Source organism: Candidatus Palauibacter sp., assembly GCF_965213655.1.
GTDB lineage: Bacteria > Gemmatimonadota > Gemmatimonadetes > Palauibacterales > Palauibacteraceae > Palauibacter.
On sequence record NZ_CBDBZT010000003.1, the window covers coordinates 2,464,424 to 2,483,992 of the forward strand.

At 67.9% G+C, this 19,569-nt stretch carries 14 protein-coding genes and 1 pseudogene; 6 read left to right on the forward strand and 9 right to left on the reverse strand.

Annotation, left to right across the window (positions count from 1 at the left end; translation table 11 throughout):
• Positions 1-3 precede the first annotated feature (3 nt).
• The 5 genes from ACOOGH_RS13110 to ACOOGH_RS13130 form a co-directional block, all read right to left on the reverse strand.
• Positions 4-1,206 (reverse strand): cytochrome P450, encoded by a 1,203-nt coding sequence (locus ACOOGH_RS13110; protein ID WP_420449333.1) that lies wholly within the window; start codon positions 1,204-1,206, stop codon positions 4-6.
• The gene (locus ACOOGH_RS13115) at positions 1,191-1,826 is read right to left on the reverse strand and encodes a hypothetical protein (RefSeq protein WP_420449334.1); all 636 of its coding nucleotides are present in this window, start codon (positions 1,824-1,826) and stop codon (positions 1,191-1,193) included. Before ACOOGH_RS13115 ends, ACOOGH_RS13110 begins: the two co-directional genes overlap by 16 nt.
• Positions 1,827-1,857: 31 nt before the next feature.
• Positions 1,858-2,412 (reverse strand): peptide-methionine (S)-S-oxide reductase MsrA, encoded by a 555-nt coding sequence (msrA, locus tag ACOOGH_RS13120; protein WP_420449335.1) that lies wholly within the window; start codon positions 2,410-2,412, stop codon positions 1,858-1,860.
• 34 nt (positions 2,413-2,446) lie between these two features.
• Positions 2,447-3,064, reverse strand: a complete 618-nt coding sequence (locus tag ACOOGH_RS13125; protein ID WP_420449336.1) for an amidohydrolase family protein — start codon at positions 3,062-3,064, stop codon at positions 2,447-2,449.
• Positions 3,065-3,180: 116 nt separating this feature from the next.
• Complete coding sequence (locus ACOOGH_RS13130) at positions 3,181-4,338, reverse strand: tyrosine-type recombinase/integrase (RefSeq protein WP_420449337.1); 1,158 nt, start codon at positions 4,336-4,338, stop codon at positions 3,181-3,183.
• Between the two features lie 246 nt (positions 4,339-4,584).
• Here ACOOGH_RS13130 and ACOOGH_RS13135 point away from each other — a divergent pair, with 246 nt between their 5' ends.
• Positions 4,585-4,929, forward strand: a complete 345-nt coding sequence (locus ACOOGH_RS13135; protein ID WP_420449338.1) for a plasmid mobilization protein — start codon at positions 4,585-4,587, stop codon at positions 4,927-4,929.
• Entirely contained in the window at positions 4,926-6,011 is a 1,086-nt protein-coding gene (locus ACOOGH_RS13140; protein WP_420449339.1) for a relaxase/mobilization nuclease domain-containing protein, read from the forward strand. Before ACOOGH_RS13135 ends, ACOOGH_RS13140 begins: the two co-directional genes overlap by 4 nt.
• Before the next feature lie 277 nt (positions 6,012-6,288).
• On the opposite strand, the gene ACOOGH_RS13145 is transcribed toward ACOOGH_RS13140, so the two are convergent.
• On the reverse strand, positions 6,289-6,432 hold the full coding sequence (locus ACOOGH_RS13145; RefSeq protein ID WP_420450128.1) for an addiction module toxin, HicA family: 144 nt from the start codon (positions 6,430-6,432) through the stop codon (positions 6,289-6,291).
• Positions 6,433-7,473: 1,041 nt separating this feature from the next.
• Between ACOOGH_RS13145 and ACOOGH_RS13150 the strand changes: the two are divergent.
• From ACOOGH_RS13150 to ACOOGH_RS13165, 4 genes and pseudogenes are all read left to right on the forward strand, one after another.
• Positions 7,474-8,692: pseudogene (locus ACOOGH_RS13150) on the forward strand (ISL3 family transposase); the annotation flags it as partial.
• Between the two features lie 256 nt (positions 8,693-8,948).
• Positions 8,949-11,570, forward strand: coding sequence for an RCC1 domain-containing protein (locus ACOOGH_RS13155; protein WP_420449340.1), 2,622 nt, complete (start codon positions 8,949-8,951; stop codon positions 11,568-11,570).
• Positions 11,570-14,230 carry an Ig-like domain-containing protein gene (locus ACOOGH_RS13160; protein ID WP_420449341.1) on the forward strand — a complete coding sequence of 887 codons (2,661 nt, stop codon included), beginning with the start codon at positions 11,570-11,572 and terminating at the stop codon, positions 14,228-14,230. The genes ACOOGH_RS13155 and ACOOGH_RS13160 overlap by 1 nt, the downstream gene beginning before the upstream one ends.
• Before the next feature lie 832 nt (positions 14,231-15,062).
• Positions 15,063-15,347, forward strand: coding sequence for a hypothetical protein (locus ACOOGH_RS13165; protein ID WP_420449342.1), 285 nt, complete (start codon positions 15,063-15,065; stop codon positions 15,345-15,347).
• A 143-nt stretch (positions 15,348-15,490) separates the two neighbouring features.
• On the opposite strand, the gene ACOOGH_RS13170 is transcribed toward ACOOGH_RS13165, so the two are convergent.
• The 3 genes from ACOOGH_RS13170 to ACOOGH_RS13180 are packed head-to-tail and all read right to left on the reverse strand — an operon-like array spanning position 15,491 to position 19,350.
• Entirely contained in the window at positions 15,491-16,573 is a 1,083-nt protein-coding gene (locus ACOOGH_RS13170) for an amidohydrolase family protein (protein WP_420449343.1), read from the reverse strand.
• 13 nt (positions 16,574-16,586) lie between these two features.
• Complete coding sequence (locus ACOOGH_RS13175) at positions 16,587-18,035, reverse strand: amidohydrolase family protein (protein WP_420449344.1); 1,449 nt, start codon at positions 18,033-18,035, stop codon at positions 16,587-16,589.
• 52 nt (positions 18,036-18,087) lie between these two features.
• The gene (locus ACOOGH_RS13180; RefSeq protein ID WP_420449345.1) at positions 18,088-19,350 is read right to left on the reverse strand and encodes a dicarboxylate/amino acid:cation symporter; all 1,263 of its coding nucleotides are present in this window, start codon (positions 19,348-19,350) and stop codon (positions 18,088-18,090) included.
• Positions 19,351-19,569 lie beyond the last annotated feature (219 nt).

Sequence of the window (19,569 nt, forward strand, 5' to 3'; positions counted from 1 at the left end):
CCTTCAGACGTCCCATTCCACCCACAGGGTTTTGGGCTTGCGGAACTCGTAGCCATACGGGGCGCTGGGGCGGTCAGGGTCAAGGCGCAGGGCGGGACAGCGGGCCCAGAGCGTCTCGAGGACGACGCGGGTTTCGAGCCGGGCGAGGGGGGCGCCGAGGCAGAAGTGGCGGCCCACCGCGAACGACAGGTGGTCTCCGGCGTTCCGGCGGGTCACCTCGAAGCGGTCGGGGTCCTCGAAGTGAGCGGGGTCCCGGTTCGCGGCGCCGAGCATGCAGTGGACCACCTCCCCTTCGGCGATGCGCACGCCATCGATCTCGGTGTCGCGCGTGGCGTGGCGGGCTGCGGACTGGACGGCAGGTTCCCAGCGCAGCGTCTCCTCTATCGCCAGGTCGAGGGCGGCAGGACTGGCCCGTGCGGTCTCGAGTTGCTCAGGGTGGGACAACACGGCGCACACGGCATTCGCGATCATCGACTCGGTGGTCTCGATCCCGCCGAACAAGATGATCAGCGAGTTGGAGCGGATCTCGACCGCCGTGAGCGGGTCGACGCGGTCGCACACCAGGTCGGCGAGGAGTGATCCGTCCGGTTCTCGAGCAAGGTCCTCGAGGATCGGTTCGAGCGCCCGGCCGTACGCGTCGGCCGCCCCCTTTCCCGCCGCCCGCAGCTCCGGATCGTCAGCGAAGTTCGCCAGCGCCCGGGCGAAGTGTTCGTACCACTCGTTCACGCGTCCCATCTCGCTCAGCGGAATCCCGAGCACCGAGAGTACGGAGTGGAGCGCCACCGGTCGCGCCACCTCCGTCCGTACTTCCCCGGCGTACCGCCCTCCCGAGCCCAGGGCCCGGACGAGCCGTTCGACTTCCGCCGTCAGGCGCGGCAGCGACGCCGACTCGAGACGGGCTGCGTGGAACGGAGGCAGGCACTTCCGCTTGTAGCGGACCTGCGTCGGACCCTCGGTCGTCATCATGTGGACGCCGAACATGTCGTGGATAGTGGAGGGCGCGTCGGTGGTGAAGAGATCCGGGTCCCGGAGCACGGCAAGCACGTCGTCGCGCCGCGTGAGGAACCAGCGTCCGATCTCCGGCACCCAGGTGACGGGCTCCGCCGCCCGCAGCTTCGCAAAGATGGGATAGGGATCGACCGCGAGATCCGCGAGCCGGACGCGCGCACCGAGCGGAAAGCGGTCGGCCTTCAGATCCCGGACCACATCAGCAACGCGAAGCCGATGAAGAGCGCGTATATGCCGCCCACGCCGGCGACGATCCAACGCCCCCGCCCTCGGTATCTGCGGAAGAGGAAGACGGAGACCGCCAGGACGAGGACGACCTCGCCCAGGGCGGCGTACCCTCCGTAGTGCGCCGGATCCCAGTACGACACGGGACTCGTGAAGCGCCAGTCGGTGAAGGGGAAGAAGTGGCGGTGCGCGTCCTCCCTGTGCAGCGGGAGGTCTCCCAGCGCATGGAGGATCATGCTCGCGACGAACAGGGCCGGTGCCGTACGCCATCCCCCTCGCAGCCCGCTCGCCACGCCCGACTCAGGACCGAGGCCGGCAGAGGCCGTCCGGCGGCCGAAGAGCACCACCAGCCCGAGCGCGAGCACCAGCAGCGGGATCGAACTCGGGATGTCGAACACAACCTGCCAGCCCGGGTCGAAGTAGCGCTCCGACCAGATCCGCCCCTCAGATACCCCGCGCACGAGCCGTTCCCAGACGTAGAAGACGAGCATCGGGGCGTCCGGGGCGACGGCCCCGAGCACGACGGGCAGCGCGTTGCGCTCGGACCGCCCCAGTACGAGCAGGTTGAGCGCGGCGTGCCCCGGTGTCGTCAACCCTGGGCTCTTTCCGCAGGCGAGTCCGCCCTCAGACGCCCGCTCCGCGCTTCAGGCGCTGCAGGTGCTGGCGGCGGAACTTCGCCACCTTCGGCGCCACGACGGCCTGGCAGTACGGCTGGGTCGGATTCCGATTCAGGTAATCGTCGTGGTAGGCCTCGGCCGGATAAAACGTCTCCAGCGGCGCGATCTCGGTCACGATGGGGTCGGGCCAGATCCCGGCCGCGGTGACCTCTTCGACCTTCCGCTCGGCGGCCGCCCTCTGGCCATCGCTCTCGTGGAAGATCGCCGAGCGGTACTGCGTCCCGACGTCCGCGCCCTGCCGGTTGAGCGTCGTCGGATCGTGGATCGTGAAGAAGACGTCCAGAAGATCATCGAACGAGACGCTGTCGGGGTTGAAGGTGACGCGCACGACTTCGGCGTGCCCGGTGCGTCCCGTGCATACCTGTTGGCAGGTGGGATTCTCGTCATGCCCACCCGCGTAACCGGACTTCACGCCGTGGACGCCTTCCAGAAGTTGATACACGGCCTCGAGGCACCAGAAGCACCCCCCGGCCAGAGTCGCGGTCTCGGTTCTCTCACTCATCTATTGTCATCCCTCTCTACCGGGTCAGAATCGGTCAACTTCCGTTGTCGGTGGCGGTGGTCGTGGTGCGCTTCTGTTCCTCGACCATCTCGGCGACGTCGGCGAGCAGTTGCTTCGCGTCGTAGACGATGCCGTCCTTGATCGTGTACAGGATGCCGCCGACCGTCTCCACCTCTCCCGACTCGTCGTTCAGGCGCCGCGCGCCAGTGCCGTACAGGACCTTGAGGTTCCGGATCGGGTTCTCGTCCACGATCACCAGGTCCGCCAGCAGGCCGGCCCGGACGACGCCGAACTCGATCGGGCGGCCGGTCGGCTTGAACAGCGTCTCGGCGGCGTGCATGGTCGCGGCGCGGATCACCTCCAGCGGATGGAACCCGGCGTGCTGCAGAAGTTCCATCTCCTGGATCGTGGAGAAGCCCATGAGGTTGTAGATGTAGCCCGCGTCCGAACTCGCCGTGACGCGGCCGCCCATGTTCTTGTAGTCGTTGAGCAGGTCGTGCCACACCTCGAGGAAGTCGCGCCAGGCGACCTCTTCCCACGTCGTCCAGTCGAAGTAGTACGAGCCGTGGTCCTCGCGGTTCGCCTCGTAGAACTCCCACAGCGTGGGCAGCGTGTACGTCTCGTGCCACGGCGCGTACATCTGGTCGTCCACGTCCCAGCTCGCCTGGTAGACTTGAGCTTTCGAATTTACATATCGTTGTGATCGTTCAGCTTACGGGATTCGACGGGCGGATTCCCTCTGTTTCGTTCCCGCCGATTGGGGCTGGGTCAGCCGCGGACCCTCGGGCGGCTGTCCAAAGCCTTCCTGAGTTGTCCCGCATCGGCTTGCTGATAGCAGCGGAGCACCGTCTGGGCCTCCTTCCAGCCGCCCAGTTCGCACAGCACCTTTAGGGGCAGGTCCATCAGATCGCTGGCAAATTTGCGCCTGAGCGAGTGCCAGCCCCGCCGTGCCTTCGGCTCCAGTCCCGCGAGCCGCTCCGCCTTGTGCCACCACGCACCCGCCCGCCCGCGGCTGATGCTCGCCAAGGGATCCCGCGACGCGGGCAGGACCGGCGTCTCCCCGTTCCCGGGGTTCGCTTCCCGCGCCTCCTCCAACACCGCTACCGCCTCGTCGGTCATCGGGGCGACGTGCTCGTAGCCTGTCTTCTCGTGCTCCGCGCGCCACCGGATGGTCCTGCCCTCGATGTCGATATCCGTCCACCGCAGGTTGCGGATGGCCCCGATCCTATGGCCGGTTTCGTGGGCGAGCACGAACGCGACGTGGAACCTCCAATCGACCTGCCGGGACACCCCGAGCATCGCCTGGTACTCCTCCTCGGAGAGAACGACCCGGGCGGGGTTCTTCTCCTTGGGCGTCTTCAGGCCCCTCAGCGGGTTCGAGTCGAGAAGGAGCCTCCCCTCCTCGTCTCTGGACTTCGTCGCCCAGTTGAGCACCGCGAGCAGGAACTTCAGGTCCAACTCGATGGTCCGGTCGGACACGGGCTTCCCGCTCGGTCCGATCCTGCCCGCCCTGCGCTCCCGTATGAACCAGTCCCAGTCCCTCCGTGACAGCGTCTCGGGTCTCCGCTCCCGCCCGAGGAAGTCGAGGAACATCGCCGTCGCCGTCCCGTCGTGCCTGCGGCCGGTCACGCCCTTCGTGGGCGTCACCTCCTCACCGTAGATGTCAAAAAGCCGTTCCATCGTGAGCGGCTCGGGCTCGGCTTCCGCCTTGCCGTTGGGCGTGTCGATGAAGCCTGCGGCGAACTGATCCGCCTGGCTCTTCGCGCGCGCCCAGTCGCGGTGTCCGAGGGACCGGGTGCGCCTGCGCCCGTTCTCTCGCCACTCGATCTGGAAGATGCCGGTCTTCGGGTCGGGAAAGATCCTGACCCGGTTGCGGCCCCATTCTCCGGCGCCGTAGGAGCGCCGGCTTCGTTTCGTGCGTGCCATCGTTCGATACCTCCGATTCGATGGACTGCACGATCTGCGCCATTGAAACCTCGCGCCGCTCGGGCGCGTCGTCCAGAGTTGGCGGCCCGGTGCGCTTTCGCGCGGGTGCGCCACGGGGGCGTTGGTTTCTGCGGTTTGTTGAGGAGCCAGATGTGTTTTCGCTTTACGAAAACCTCTGGCCGGGGGGGGGGCGCCCCCGGACCCCCGAACGACATTCCGCGCGCCACCGAAAGGAGGCCGCCCGACATGGCCCGTCCCCGGAAGCCCGAGGCCGAGCGCAGGACCCGCACGATCGGCGTGCGCGTCACGACCGCGGAAGCCGCCGAGATCGCCGAGCGGGCCGGGGCGGTCCGCATGACGAGGGGCGGCTACTTGCGCCGCAGGGCGCTGGGGCAGCCGGTTCGCGAGGCGGCCGTTCACCGTCTCGGCGCTCGGGAGCGGGTCGAACTCCACCGGATCGGCGTCAATCTGAACCAAATCGCCCGCGCCCTGAACTCCGGTGCTTCTGCGCCGCCGGGGACTCTGGAGGCGGTCGGGCGGGTGGGCGAGCTTGCGGCCGATCTCCTGAGCGGCGAGGCGCCGGACCGGTGATCCCGAAGATCAACAGTCTGGGGCGCTCGTTCGCCGGTGCTGCGGCGTACTGTCTGCACGATTCCCCGACGCCGGACGACCGGAGTCCGGAGACCTCGGAGCGGGTCGCGTGGGCCGATACCCGCAACCTCGCGACGTTTCGGCCGGAGCGGGCCGCGCGGCTGATGGCAGCGACGGCGAAGGCGGCCCCCGACCTCAAGCGGCTGGCTGGCGGGTCGCCAGGGGGGCCGAAGCTGGCGAAGCCGGTGCTGCACTACTCGCTCAGTTGGGCGCAGGACGAGACGCCGGATCGGAGGGAGATGAGCCGCGCGGTGGACGGGAGCCTGGAGGTGCTGGGGCTGGACGGCCACGAGGCGCTGGTCGTCGCGCACGACGACACCCGGCATCCCCATGTCCATGTGGTCGCCAACCGTGTCGATCCGGAGACCGGGAAGGCGGCGAAGCTGGGCAACAGCAAGCGCGCCACTGGTGCGCGCGTCCGCCGCGAGGGGTTGCAGCCCGGGCGGGCGAGGCGGGCAAGGGGGCCGCGCGATGAGGAGCGCGTCGACATGGAGGCATGGCGGCGCGCCGAGGCTGAGGCTTGGGAGACGGTCGCGGGCGGGCGCGAGAGGGGCCTCCAGCACCTCGAGAGCCGGGCGCGCAAGGAATGGGCCGAACTGCTCAAGCGGCAGGAGGAGATGCGGCAGCGGCTCGACCGGGAGAGCCGCACCGTGCTCGGGCGGCTCCGGATCTGGCGGCTCGATCGCTCACTCAGGGAACTGGCCGGGGCAATCCGGGGCCGGGAGGATCTGGTCGAGGGCTGGCGCGAGGATCTCGACCGGTACCACAGGGACGAGCGGGCGGAGTTGGGCAAGGCACACGGCGAGAGAGCCCGGGAGATCGAGCGCCGTGGGCACAAGTTCTATCGAAGTAGGCTGGTAGACGCGGAGCGGAACGCATGGGCGGTGCGGGAGACGATGAGGGAGCGCGAACAGACCCGGGCGCGGGAGCGGGAGCGCTGCCAGACCATCACCCGCATCGTTGTACCGCCCCCGCCCCGGCCCAGAGGCCCCGAGCGGGGCGGCGGAGGGTTCGAGCGGTGACGCTCCGAATCCTCGCCCATGGCAACGCGGATCGTCCGGAAACGGCCGATCCAGAGCGGTTTCGGTTCATGTACAGGCTCTAAGGATCGCCCAGAATCGACGATCTCGGGCCTCCGAGGGTAAAAGGGGTCGGGTGCGAATCGGGGTCCAGCACAGCATCGACGAGGAACTCCCGGCGCAGGTGAGGCATACCGTTTCCTGCCGGGGACAGCCCACATAGAGCTTGCCGCAGGACCCACACCGGCGTTTCCTAGCCTGCGGGGGCCGCTTCGACACCTTAGCTGTCTGGAGGCCGGGGCACTTGGAGGTCCTTGCAGATCTTTCTCGCGAGATCCCGGTTGATCTCGGTGTGCCGGGGAATGGTCGAAACCTTCTTGGCCGACCGGTTGATGTAGAGGGTGTGGTTTCCGCCCTCGAGCATGAAGACGCAGCCGTGCCGTGCAAAGTGCCGCAGCAAGTCCCGGCGCTTCTCGCCGTGACGGTGATGGGCTCTCTGATGACCGCGCCGCCGGCGGCGTCTTCACGAGCCATTTCCCAGTTGGCTTCGATCACCATGGCGACGGCTTCGCGAAGACTCGACCGAGCTTCTTCGAGGGAAGCACCTTGAGTGTTGGCACCGGGAAACTCCTCGATGAAGGCGATGTAGCCTTCAGGAACTTTCCGGAACACCGCCATGCATTGCAGGTCCACAACTGACCTCCGCGATCTGAGTTGCCGACTACGTGGTGCGGATCGGGTGGGGATTCATGGTCCATTGACTCTACCGAATAACCGGTTTCGCTGCTACTTGCGCGCCGAATCGCAAGCGTCCGCTGAATAGGGATTGACCGGTCAGCTCGCCCCGCCTCTGGTCTGTCAATGGGCATTGAAAGCGTCAGGGTCCGAGCGGCAACAACGGGTCGGCGCATCGGAGGGAGGTTCGCCCGCCTGCTCGCAGTCGGTGAGGCTGACGGTCGAGAGGCTGTGCCGCTTGCCCGCGAGTGGCGACGACACGCCGATGACGGGCATCGCACGGATTGCGCCCGGAACCTCTCATGGTCACCCTTGGAATTTGCCTTTGACGCAACCTTGGCTCATTATTTCATATGAGTGTGGGAAAAGTCGGCCGGCCGACACGAAAGTTGACAAGGACATGCGTGTTGATTACTCACGTCAGCGTTTAAACGAGCCGAGCCGAGCCGAGCCGAGCCGAGCCGAGCCGAGCCGAGCCGAGCCGAGCCGAGCCGAGCCGAGCCGAGCCTTAAGCCCCGGACTGGCGTCCGCTTCAGCCGAGGCGCATTTCCCCGCGCGTCGGCGCTTTTCTTTGGCTCCCTCGCTGTTCGGGATGGATGAGGTTCGGTAGAGTGGCGGGGGCCGGCGGTGGTGGCCGCCGGTGCCCGTGCTGGTCCGTGACGCGCTCGGTGGCCTCCGGGACCGGTCGATGCGGTTGGGGGAACTCGGAGCGGCCGGGCGGGACGGCGGCATGGCGGAGCGGGGACTGTTCGAGCGGGCGCTGGGGCTTCAGTGGCCGTGGCGGGTGAAGCGGACGGAGTTCGACGCGGCGGAGTGCCGCTTGGACCTGCTATCTGGACTTCGAGCCGGGCGGGACGTTCGACTGTCCCTCGTGCGGGCGCGGGGGCTGCAAGGCGCACGACGCGAGCCCGAAGCGCTGGCGGCACCTGGACTTCTTTCAGCATCGGGCCTACCTGCACGCGCGGGTGCCGCGGTTGAGGTGTCCGGCGTGCGGGGTGAAGCAGGCGAAGGTGCCGTGGGCGGAGCCGGGCTCGGGCTTCACGCTGTGGTTCGAGGCGCTGGTGGTGGCCCTGGCGCGGGAGATGCCGGTCAGGGCGGTGGCCCGCCTGACGGGCGAGCACGACACGCGGCTGTGGCGGCTTCTGAAGCGCCGCGTGGGCCGGGCGCGGGCGGAGGCGGACTTCTCGTCGGTGCGCGCGGTGGCCGTGGACGAGACGGCGTGCCGGCGGGGCCACGACTACATCACGCTGTTCGCCGACCTGGACCGTTCGCGGCTTCTGTATGCGACGCCGGGCCGCACCGCTTCGGTCGTGAGCCTGTTCCGGGAGGACCTCGAGGCGCACGGGGGGCGCGCCGGGAGGATCCGGGATCTCTGCATGGACATGTCGGCGGCCTACATGAAGGGGGCGCGGGAGGCGTTCCCGGAGGCCGGGATCACCTTCGACCGCTTCCACGTCCAGCGGCTCATGAACCGGGCGGTGGACGAGGTGAGGCGGGCCGAGCGCAAGGAGCGCCCCGAGTTGAACCGCACCCGCTATCTGTGGCTCAAGAGGCGCGACCGGCTCACCGCCTCCCAGCGCGAGCGGCTCGACGCACTCCTCGATCCGGCGGGCCAGGGCCTGAAGACGGTCTTCGCCTACCGGATCAAGCTCGCCTTCGAGGCGTTCTGGGACCTGCCGCCCCGGCTGGCGGAGATCTACCTCGAGAAGTGGTGCTCCTGGGCCGCCGGCAGCGGCCTCCAGCCCGTCACCGACGCGGCGAAGACGATCCGGAAACACTGGGACGGCATCCTCCTCTGGTTCCGATCGAGGATCACCAACGGCATGATCGAGGGCATCAACTCGCTCGTCCAGGCCGCCAAGGCCAGGGCCCGAGGCTACCGGACCACCGAGCACTTCATCACCATCGCCTATCTCGTGTGCGGCAAACTCGACTTCAAACTACCCACTCGAAACAGCGAGGAGCCTTTTCTTTTCCTGCCTTCATCTCCCTCCCTTATTTCTTTTTCGGGGCCACGTCAGCACCACCGTCGCGCAAACTCGCCGCCAGTTCAGCGGCGCCGATTGGTTGGGTCGGGGAACCGCCGCCACGGCGGGTAGCGGCCAATGAGACGCCAACCCCGACGGCATCGCGCTCTTGGCGACGGTCCCTGCTTTGGCCGAACACCTCCGCGTCCTTCGTACTCGTCTTCAGGGGGCGTATTCGATGAGGCAGGGTTTCAAGCACGACAACGGGGCTGACCTGAACGGGTTTCCCGCCGGCGGATGCGCCACCGGGGTCGGATTCACGATTTCATGCCGACGGATTCCGGGCGAGAAACGCCCGCCGGGCAAGGGCCGGATAGTGGCGAGCCTCGCACGGTTTCGGCTCGTGCTGCTCGTGGCATTGGCCGCCGGCTGCGACGCCGACCGAGGCCGGCTCCCGGCCGAGCCCGGGGACGCAGGCGTGTTGCAAGCTTCGGTATCGGCGACGGCCGCGAACTCCGGCCTCTCCGTGCGTGTCTCGCCACGGTACGCGACGCTCTACGTCGCGCGTGGAAGGTCCAGCACCATCCCCTACACGGCCCGACTGGTCGACTCCGCCGGCGCGGTCCAACCGCTCTCCGCGCCAAGTCTGCGCTGGCGGCGCTCGAACGGCTTCGTTCGCCTCGGTCGCCCATGGATGGACTCCGACGGAGTCACGGGGCGGGCAAACGCCGATGTCGTCCGGGCCGGGCGCGACACCGTATTCGCGCAGTGGACGGCTGGCGCGGCCGAGACCGGGTTCGGCGCCGTCGTCGCCTACGAATGGGCCGAGGTCGTGACGCGGCGGCCCGCCACGTGGACCCGGCAGGGGGAGTCTCGGTGCGCCGAGCTGGGGGCCGAGAGCGCCGACGGCGAGACGCTGGTCCTCAAGAAGTTCCAGCGGGTGTACGCGCGCTCCCTGGATCCCGAGACGATGATTGTGGATTCGACAGCCTTCACCGCGGACGGGGAGGCGGTGCGCATCTGCGTGACGGGGCGCACGGGCGGGACTGGGCGCATCGCGATGGTCGGGTGGGACACGCTGGCCTTGCGTTACGTGGGCTCGTACGAACCGCACCATGTGCTCGTCGAGCCGCTCGCGCTCGGCGTCGAGCACGAGCGCTGGGAGATCGGGCGTGGCCAGCGGGAGACGATCCGCGCCCGGATCGTCGACGCCCGGGGCCTGGAAGTCGTGCTGCCGGAGGGGGAGGTCGAGTCCTGGGAGACGAGCGATGCGTCGGTCGTAGAGGTGGACGGGTCGACAGGCGCGCTGACGGGGGTCGCCTCCGGATCGGCGCGCATCTCGACGACGCTGCTCGGGAAGACCGCGCACGCCGAGACCGATGTCTACGAAATCGTGGGGGGCGGGAGCGGCTGGGGCGTGACCTGCGTTCTGACGCGACGCGGCACCGTTCGGTGCTGGGGCAATGGAAACCATCCCAAGATCGGCTACGGGCTCGGCCGGCTGGGCACGCTGGCAGGGCCGGATGTCGGGGACGTGCCGCTCGGGGGCAGGGCAACCTCGATGACGGTGGAGGGCCACCTTGCGTGCGCGCTGCTGGAGGTTGGTGAGGTTCGGTGCTGGGGGGCTGATTTCCGGGCGCAACTGGGCTACGGGGTTAGCGGTCACATCGGCGACGACGAAACGCCCGAGGACGCCGGCCCGGTGCCGGTCGGAGGCCGGGGCGCCGCGATCGGCAGTGGCGACGCCCGGGTCTGCGCCATCATGGATGACCGGGGGCTGCGCTGCTGGGGAGACAACGTGGCGGGCCAACTGGGCTACGGGAGCGCCGTCACAGAGGTGCTCGTGGGCGACGACGAGACAGTGGCCGACATCGGCAACGTGCCGGTCGGGGGCCCGGTCGTCCAGGTCGTCGGAGGGCGACTGTGGACCTGCGCGCTGCTGGACGACGGCCGGGTTCGGTGTTGGGGCATCAACTCCGAGAAATGGGATCGGGAGACCCGTGAGACAGGGCAGAGCTACGGACTAGGCTACGGACCTCGTCACGGCTTCACCTCCCCGGTCGGGGACGACGAGACGCCAGCGGACGTCGGCGACCTGCCCTTGCCGGGGAGAGCCGTGAAGCTGGCCGGGAGTGGCTACCACGCCTGCGCCCTCATGGACGACGGCGCTGTGCGATGTTGGGGATTCAATGGGTTTGGCGCGCTCGGCCATGGGCGCGGCGGCCGCAACCACATCGGGGACGACGAGACGGCGGCGAGTACGGTGCCGTTGTGGTTCCCCGGCTCCGTGGTAGACATCGTCGCGGGATATTTCCATACCTGCGCGCTCTTGGAGGAGGGCGACGTCTACTGCTGGGGCCTGCCCGACCGCGGCTACCTGGGATACGGGAACAGCGAGAGGATAGGAGACGACGAGACAGCGGCTTCGGCCGGCCCAGTGCCTCTCGGCGGGCCGGCGGAGAGGCTGCTGGAGGGCACCTACTCCACGTGCGCCGTGCTGCGCTCCGGTCTCCTCCGCTGCTGGGGCTCCAGATCCGACCTGGGCTTCCTGCCGGAGAATGTGGGCGACGACGAGACACCCTCCGACGTCCCTCCGGTGAGAGTCTTTCCCGGTCCGGTCCCGGCCTACCGGATCGGCGACGTCGAAGCACCGTACTCGGACTTCGCAACCACCACCCACCGGGCCCACGCCGCGCGCTCCTTCCTAGCCCACGCCGACGCGGACACCCCGCAACGCCCGTGGGAGGGCCTCACCGGCGATGCCCTCCCGGGCACGGTCCCGCTCACGGGCGCGGAAGGTCTCCTCACCCCTGACTCCGTGGCCGGACGCTGGATCCGCGTGACGGGAGGAGATCGTTGATGTCCGCGGTCTCGTCGCCGGTTGGATTCGGGAGCGCGAGCGGCGGCGACCGCACCGCCGTTTGGCGCGCCCTGCCCATGGCGGCAATGGCCGGCATCGCGGGTTGCGGCGGCGACGGGGGAACCGGACCGCCTCCGCCGGCCCCTGTGGCGACATCCGTTGCGATCGAGCCAGCTTCGGCAGCCTTCGCTTGGATCGGAGACACTCGGCGTTTCACGGCGACCATCCGCGACCAGAACGGCAACAAGCTTGAAGGGGCGATCGTCTGGAGCACCGGGGACCGTTCGGTGGTCTCCATCAATGAAGGAGGAGAGGCCACGGCCGTATCCGAGGGGACCACGGAGATCAGGGCGGCCTTCCGAGGATTGGGCGCCAGCGCCGGCGTCACCGTCGAGCAGGTGGCCGCCACCCTCGAAGTGGTCTCCGGCGCGGATCAGGAGGGGCTGTTCGGGACCGCGCTGGCCGAGCCGGTGGTGGTGATGGTGGCGGACTCGGGTGGCCACGCGGTAGCCGACGAGGCGGTCGTCTTCGCGACCGATGCCGAAAACGGCGTTGCGACGCCCGATACGGCAGTCACGCATGCGGACGGCCTCGCCGCCACGACCTGGAAGCTCGGAGACCGGGCCGGCCCGCAGTCGCTGAACATCACCGTGGCGGGACCACTGGCCGCCACCGTTGCGGCCACAGCCTGGGGGCCGCCGCTCTTCTCCGTCGAGGCACTGGTCATTTCCAGCCTCGACACCACGGTCGCACTGCCAACCAACGAGTTTTGGGGAAACAACTGGACGTTCGACGTCGAGGAGACTCGCTGGCTGGACGACTATCCCGTCGCCTCGGTGACACGGCGGGCGGACCCTCCCGGTTTGGTGCTCGAAGTGGCGAACCCCGGACTGTTGGTCATCAAGGGAAGCGTGGGGACGACGCAGACGGTGCGGGTGCCGGTGAGACCGCGCGCGCCCATCGTTTATGATGTCCGCCAGGAGTCGTGGCCGCAGTTCGACGACGTGACACTCCGCGGCTACGCCTTGGACCGAATACCGCTTCCGCTACTCGAGGCCGACGGCGAGCCGGTGCTGCGGGCGACCGGCGACAGCGCCGGGATCAGTCTCGAACTGCCGCCGGCGGCGGAGGGCACATGTTCGGGCGACCACAGTTCGCGCGGGGCGTTGAGCATTCTGGGCGCGGAGCTGCGCCCGGGGGCGAACCTGACCCTGAACCGCCTCAAGGGACCGGTCGTGGACCCGGAGGTCGGTGAGTCGGTTCTCGTCGAAGGGGGCGACATCTGTATCCGGTTATCGGCGCGGAAGGACGCGGCGTATGTGCTGGCCGCCGTCGACCGCACGTACATCAACGAGGCGCGCCATATCGCGGAGCCTAACCGGTACGGCGGCGGCGACCTGTACTATTGGACGATGGTTGACAGCAGCGAAGCGGTCGGGCGCGACCGGGGTGGCGCGGGGCCGGTTTGGGTCTCCGGGCGACAGGACCCCGACCGCGTGGGATACGGTGACGAGATCCGCCCCTGGTCCGGGCCGGGCGTCCCGCTCGCCGACGGAAAGGTGGCGAGCGAACCCCTCGATGTCGGGGACGAGTTCGATTGGAGCACCGGGGACGGGGACTACGGCGCCTTTCGCGTCATGGGAGTGTACGAGCCGAATGTGGTCCTGGCCGCCTTTGTGGACGACCTGGACGAGATCTGGCACAGCAAGTCCACCCGCCAGGCCGAGATGGATTCCCTGTTCAACTACCTCGCGACACCTGAGGTCCAGGACCTGTACAAGACCATCTTCGGCCCAGAGCCGCCCAGCACCAACTCCGAGACCGGACAGATTCTGGTGCTGTACGAGAGCGAATTCAGTGCCACGGGGCGCGCCGATCCAAACGTGGACGGGAACCCGCGGCGGGTTGTCCTCCGTCTGGGCCACGCCCCCTGGGGAGACGAGAACGGGTGGTACACCGGCCTGATGTCGCACGAGTTCGCCCACGCCTGGCAGTTCGCCAACTACGGACACTTCAGCTCGAACTGGAGCAGCGAGGGCATCGCCAATCTGTTCGCCGACGAAGAGACTCGTATCTCGGCAGGTCTCCCGCTGGACGCCAATCTCAATGTCGAAATTCCCCTGCGGCTCCTTCCTCTGCGCCTGCCGGTGTCCGGGGATTTTTCGCAAGGATACCGGGAGAGTCACCCGTACCTCCGATACCTGCTCCAGCGACTCGTGGGCGAGTACGGAAGACCCTACGGCGAGTCGATCCACCGCGTCATCAAAGGAACCGCGGAGGGCTGGCACGGGATCCACTACGTGAGGTGGGGCCAGTGGAGCAACTGGGGGCGCGGTCCGGGCCTGGTGGGCCGCATGAGGGAGGTCATCCCCGATTGGGACCCCGTGGAGTCGCGGCTGGACTGGATGATCGCCTTCGCCCTCGACGACCGCAGCGACTTCCCCGAATACGATCTGCCCTTCACTCGCGATTCGTGGCGGCACTTCGAACCGTGGTACGAATTCGAGGCGGGGAACGGCGCCGATATCTGGGGCGATGCCAACCTCGGGGGGAATCACTACTACATGCTCGTCAACCGTCGCGGCATTCCCCTGAACATTCGCCACCGGATCACCGACGGCGAGCCCAACATGGTCTGGAAGGTCTTCCGCTACCGTTGATTGAGCGCCGCTCGCGCCGGTAGCGCTGATCAGGCGCCGACCGCGACCAACCCCAGATACCAATCGACCAGTGCGTCCCCGAACAGGAACGAGACGGCGGCGCCGAGGGCGAGGAAGGTCCCGAAGGGCACGGGCTTCCCGTCCTGAGTGCCACGGGACCGAAGGAGAGGGACCCGGCGAGGGACCCCAGGAACATCGTGAGGAGGGCGCCGTTCGGGGTATCTCGGTCTTGTGTCCGGGCACATCCGTGTGGCTCTCTGGTGCCCGACGAGATTCAGCGAAGCGAGCGAAGTGGAAGTTGTCGAGGATGTCCTGAACCTCCGGCGAGAAACCGTCAAGTTAGTCTACGAAGTCGGTCTTGGGTTGTTGCCTTCCGGCCCGCGCCCGGAGGTCGCGGAGCGTGTATTGCGAGGTGTTGTGGAAGGCCTGCCCGATCGCCTACCGGACTGCGGTGTCCTGTGTCGCGACCCGGCGGCATCCACCGTTGCATTCATGTCGAGGTCGGCCCGTCTGATGGGCTCCAGCATCGCGCCTGAGTCCCTGTACGATAACGTACCGGCCACGAGGGCCGCGCAGCGTATGCGAGTGCCGTCACTGAGCGGGGCAGCCGCATGCGATTCGAGTGGGCAACCTGCCGAAGTAGAGCACTTGGACGGAGGCAAACCTTCACATGGAAGCTGTACCGGTCATCCGGAAAGGGCGCTGGCGTCTGTCACGTCCCATCAATACTGTCAGCAGGTCTTTGGCGTGAGCGGACGGAGCCAACCCGTCGCTCGACGCTTCGGACTGGCGGACCGAGAGCGGTCAGGGGACGACTGGGGATGGGGAGGGGATGGTGACCGACGAAGCCAAGCGCGTACTGCATGCTTTCTGGGACGGGCGCAGATTCAACTTCGGCATGGTGCAGGAGGCAGTTGCGAGCGACCCGCGCCGGGCTCGCATCGCGCTTGAACAGGCGACTCGATTGGGCTACGTCGTGCGGGTACCGTTCGAGGCGGCGGACCTCTATAGACTCACCGTGACGGGACGCGACCTGGGCCAGCATCTCGACGACACCGCATATGCTCATACCGGGATTTTGGGTATGACGTCACCCCCACCTGACGAGCAACCTTAGGTGAGCGGAAAACCACGTCTCACGGACTTCTGGACGGGTAGGGGAATTCCCGCAGTTCGAGGCGATTCACCTGCTGTTTTCAGGTGATCGGAGCAGAGGCGGTTGAACAGCAGGAAACGCAGACCGTGCAGTCCTGTATGACTTTATACGATTCCCTGCCGTGATTGTTTCCTTGGCCAATCCGCCTGGTAGGCGGTCATCGTGGGATCGAGGGTGACGTCGTAGGAGAGCATCTCCTCGAGGAAGGCGTTCCACTCCGGGCTACCGCGCTCATGGATCAGGTTCCACTGCATGGGGACCTGGCCGAAGCGGTGCTGCTCGTCGTTGTAGTTCATCTCCGGGGGCCACGGCTGGACGTCGTGGTCCTTGTACAGCGATTCGAACAGCCCGTAGAAGTGGGTCACCGTGCCGAGGCCGAGGCGCGCGGCGTCGATCGCGTTCATCTGCGCTACGCCCATCTGGCCGAGGTGGGCCGTGCTTCCCATGCCGAGCTGTGCGGCCTCGTCGAGCAGCGCTTCCATGATCTCGGGGCGGAACGAGTTGAGCTTGAGCCCATCGCCGCCCGACTCCTTCACGTACCGGACCCAGTGGCGCGCGTCCTCCGGGGTGTCGATCCGGCGACCGCCCCAACCCTCGCCGCCGGCGCCGGTGAAGGGATAGACCCACATGCGGGGGGCCACGATCTCGTTCGCCAGGCTGCGTGCCTTCTCCTGGACGGACCAGTCGTGGGGGCCGAAGGCGACGCCGCGTCCGGTCGTGATCCCGTGCGCCATCCACAGCTTGTAGGTGTACTCGGCCTCCGGCGCCTTGGGGACGCCGCCGGTGTGCAGGTGGAGGTCGACGAAGCCGGGCAGGACGTACATGCCGGTGGCGTCGATCTCGTGCACGATCGCATCGGGGTTGCCCTCGACGGTGAGCCCGGGCCGACGGTCCTCGTTGATCGGCCGCTGCGGAACGCCCACGCCGACGACGTCGACGATGCGGTTCCCCTCGATGACGATGTCCATCGGCCCGATGGGGGGCGCGCCCGTGCCGTCGATCACGGTGGCGCCGCGGATGATGAGGCGGTCGTACGGCCCCCCGCCCTCGTCCGGCGCCCGGTCGGGTGCCCCGACCATCTGCGTCGGCTGCAGGGCTTCCGCCGCCGTGGCCAGAAGGATCAGTGCCGAAATCGCGGTCAGGGCGCTTCGCGTGGCGCTTCGGAACGCGCCGTGGGTCGTCTTCATGGGTCCTCCGAGGTCAGTCATCGAGATGGTAGAGGCGACGGTTGTTCTCGTTGAGGATCATGCGGGCCGCCGCCACGGCCTCGTCACGGTTCAGGATCCCTGCGTCGACGTAGATCCCGAGCGCCTGGGCGAAAAACCGGCGTCCCCACTTGGCCGCGAGCCAGTAGAACTCCGGGAGGTGGTAGGCGTCGCTCCCGAACAGGATCTTCGAGAGGGGGACGACCTCCATCACCTCGAGAAACATGCGAAGCATGCCGTGGTGGATGAGGGGCGCCGCGAGCGACAACTCGAAGTGGCAGTTCGCGTACAGGTGCGTGAGCCACGCCGCGCGGCCGATCAGCGGGTAGCCGGCGTGGATGAGGATGACCTGCGGCATGCGCATCACCCCGCCGCGCTCGAAGCGGACCATCTCCTCCATGAGGAACGGGTCCTGGTTCCGCATGATCCCGCGCGGGGCCTCGCCGTCGCCCGCATGGAACTGCATCGGCATGTCGCGTTCCAGACACGCTTCGAGCGCGAGCGAGTGGAGGTAGAGCAGCGCTTCGCTCTGCATCTGCCAGTAATCGTCGCGGTCCTGGGCGTCCGCGGCCGGGACCTCCCCTCGCGCACGGCTGGCCCGGAACGCGTCCCAGGAGCGGCGGGCCGCGGCCCGGTCGAAGTGCGGCTTGAGGAGCCCGAGGCGCGGGAGCAGGTACGACTTCATCCCGTACGACGGGGCACCGAGGTTGCCGTTCCCATCGAGACCCGCCTCGATCTCGGCCATCATCCCGGTCTCGATCTCGTCAAGGCCGAGGTCGTCCCGCATGAGACCCCCGAGGATCGTGTCCACCCGGAGGATATGGCGGCCTCGGGTGGGCAGGATCGCGTCCTTGAAGCGGGCCACGCCGCCCTGGTCCAACCCTTCCCGGTAGCCCATGTCGAGCATCGCGTTCTCGATGTTCGCGTCCGCGAACAGGGCGCCGAGATAGCTCGCGTAGTCCCGCCCGCGCTCGTTGCGGGCTTCGATCACCGCCTCGAAGGTCGGGTCGCAGTCCAGGAAGGCGGCGAGTTCCTTCACGAGGTAGCGGAGGAAAACGGTCTCCCCCGCCTGCTCGAGGACGTCGGCGCGCGTGGCGGCGATCTCGAATTCGGCGTCGAGGGCACCTCGCTCCGCCGCGTCTCCGACCCGCCAGCGCTGGTAGACGCCGGTCGGGAAGTAGCGGTCCATGGGGAAGGCGGAGAGCGCCAACCGCTCGATGAACTCGTCGGGGTCCGTCTCCGCGTCGTCGAAGGTGAGCGGGTGGCAGTGCGTGTCGTCGACCGGGATGTCGCGCAACTCGTCGAGGAGCGCGAGGGCGGTCGGGTCCAGGCCCTCGCCGCCCGCCACGGCACCGGTGAAGGGGGCGCCACCGGCGCAGGCGCCGAGGAGCGCGCCCCCGCCTCCGACGCCCGCGAGACTCAGGAACTCCCTGCGATCAGGCATGGTGCGTCCCCCTTTTCACGCTACGCGCTCAGCCCGACCGGCCGCACCGCGGTCAGCCGCGGACTTCGGTGTCCACCCCCTCCTCTCCCTCGGAGCGGGCGATGATCGCGGCGCCGCACGAGTCGCTGAACACGTTGACCGCGGTGCGGTACATGTCGAGCGGACGGTCGATCGCGAGCATCGCGCCCACGATCGTGATCGCCTCCGGGTTGTCGCCGAGGCCGATCGCGTTGAGCACGATGAAGATCACGACCACGCCGGCCGAGGGCACCGCCGCCGCCCCGATCGAGGCGAGGAGCGCCGTCACGACGACGATCGCCTGCTGCCCGATGCTGAGGTCGACGCCGAGCACCTGAGCGATGAAGAGGGCGCCGGCGCACTCGAAGATCGCCGTGCCGTCCATGTTCACGGTGGCCCCCATCGGGAGCACGAACGAGGAAACCTTGTTCGAGACGCCGACCTTTTCGCGCAGCGTCTTGATCGTGACCGGGAGCGTGGCGCCTGAGGAACTCGTCGAGAACGCGGTCAGGAGCGGCTCGCGCAGGTTCGCGAAGTGGACCATCGGCTTGATGCGGCCCAGCACGATGAGCAGGAGCGGCATGGTAATGAAGAGGTGGATCGTGAGGCCCGACCCGATCGTCGCGAAGTACTTCGCGAGCGCGGCGAAGCGATCGAAGCCGGTCTCGCCCACCATCTTCGTGATCAGCGCGAACACTCCGATGGGGAGGAACTTTATGATCCCCGACGTGAGCGCCATCATCGCCTGGAAGAAGGCGTTGAAGATGTCGGTGACCACCACGCGGGGCTTCTCCGGCAGTCCCGTGATCGCCGCGCCGAAGACGATGCAGAAGAAGATGATTGCCAGCATGTCGCCCGCGGAGGCGGCGGCGAAGAAGTTGTTCGGGACGATGTCGAGGACGAGGTCGACCGCGGAATCCGGCGTACTGAGCTCGGGCACTTCCTGTTGGGCCGCCGCGCCCATGTCCGCGTTCCGGCCCGGCCGGATGAGGTTCACCATCAGGAGCCCGGTCAGCGCCGCCAGCATGCTCGACAGCACGTAGTAGCCCATCGTCTTGCTGAACAGGCGGCCGATGGCCCTCCCCCCGCCCACCGAGGCGACCCCGGACACGATCGACGTGAGCACGAGCGGCACGATGATCATCCGGAGCAGCTTCATGAACAGCTCGCCGATCCAGCCGATCGCATTGGCCGCGGGCAGCCCGAAGGCCCAGCCCACGCCGAGGCCCAGGATCATGGCCGACAGCACCTGCCAGTGAAGGCGTCGGTACCAGGGGAGGGAAGGATCGTATTCCATTGGCGTCTCCGGTGTGGCGCCCTCGCGCGGCGCATGTCGAGCGTCTACGGTGGCCTGACGTGGAATCGGGTCGGCCCCGCTTCGAACGATCGATACAACGGGGGTTGATCGTGGTGTCCAGACTGCGAACGGGCAATGGCCGTCACCTCGCGAGCGCGCGTTGAGCCCTTCCGGGTCGAGGTTCTAACTTCTGGAGTCCAGGCCCTCGCCGCGTCGCAC

Coding starts and splice junctions, on each gene's coding strand:
- ACOOGH_RS13180 (WP_420449345.1), bottom strand. CDS start 19,350: ATGGAATACGATCCTTCCCTCCCCTGGTACCGACGCCTTCACTGGCAG.
- ACOOGH_RS13160 (WP_420449341.1), top strand. CDS start 11,570: ATGTCCGCGGTCTCGTCGCCGGTTGGATTCGGGAGCGCGAGCGGCGGC.
- msrA (WP_420449335.1), bottom strand. CDS start 2,412: ATGAGTGAGAGAACCGAGACCGCGACTCTGGCCGGGGGGTGCTTCTGG.
- ACOOGH_RS13145 (WP_420450128.1), bottom strand. CDS start 6,432: ATGCTCGAGGGCGGAAACCACACCCTCTACATCAACCGGTCGGCCAAG.
- ACOOGH_RS13135 (WP_420449338.1), top strand. CDS start 4,585: ATGGCCCGTCCCCGGAAGCCCGAGGCCGAGCGCAGGACCCGCACGATC.
- ACOOGH_RS13130 (WP_420449337.1), bottom strand. CDS start 4,338: ATGGCACGCACGAAACGAAGCCGGCGCTCCTACGGCGCCGGAGAATGG.
- ACOOGH_RS13175 (WP_420449344.1), bottom strand. CDS start 18,035: ATGCCTGATCGCAGGGAGTTCCTGAGTCTCGCGGGCGTCGGAGGCGGG.
- ACOOGH_RS13170 (WP_420449343.1), bottom strand. CDS start 16,573: ATGAAGACGACCCACGGCGCGTTCCGAAGCGCCACGCGAAGCGCCCTG.
- ACOOGH_RS13155 (WP_420449340.1), top strand. CDS start 8,949: ATGAGGCAGGGTTTCAAGCACGACAACGGGGCTGACCTGAACGGGTTT.
- ACOOGH_RS13165 (WP_420449342.1), top strand. CDS start 15,063: ATGGTGACCGACGAAGCCAAGCGCGTACTGCATGCTTTCTGGGACGGG.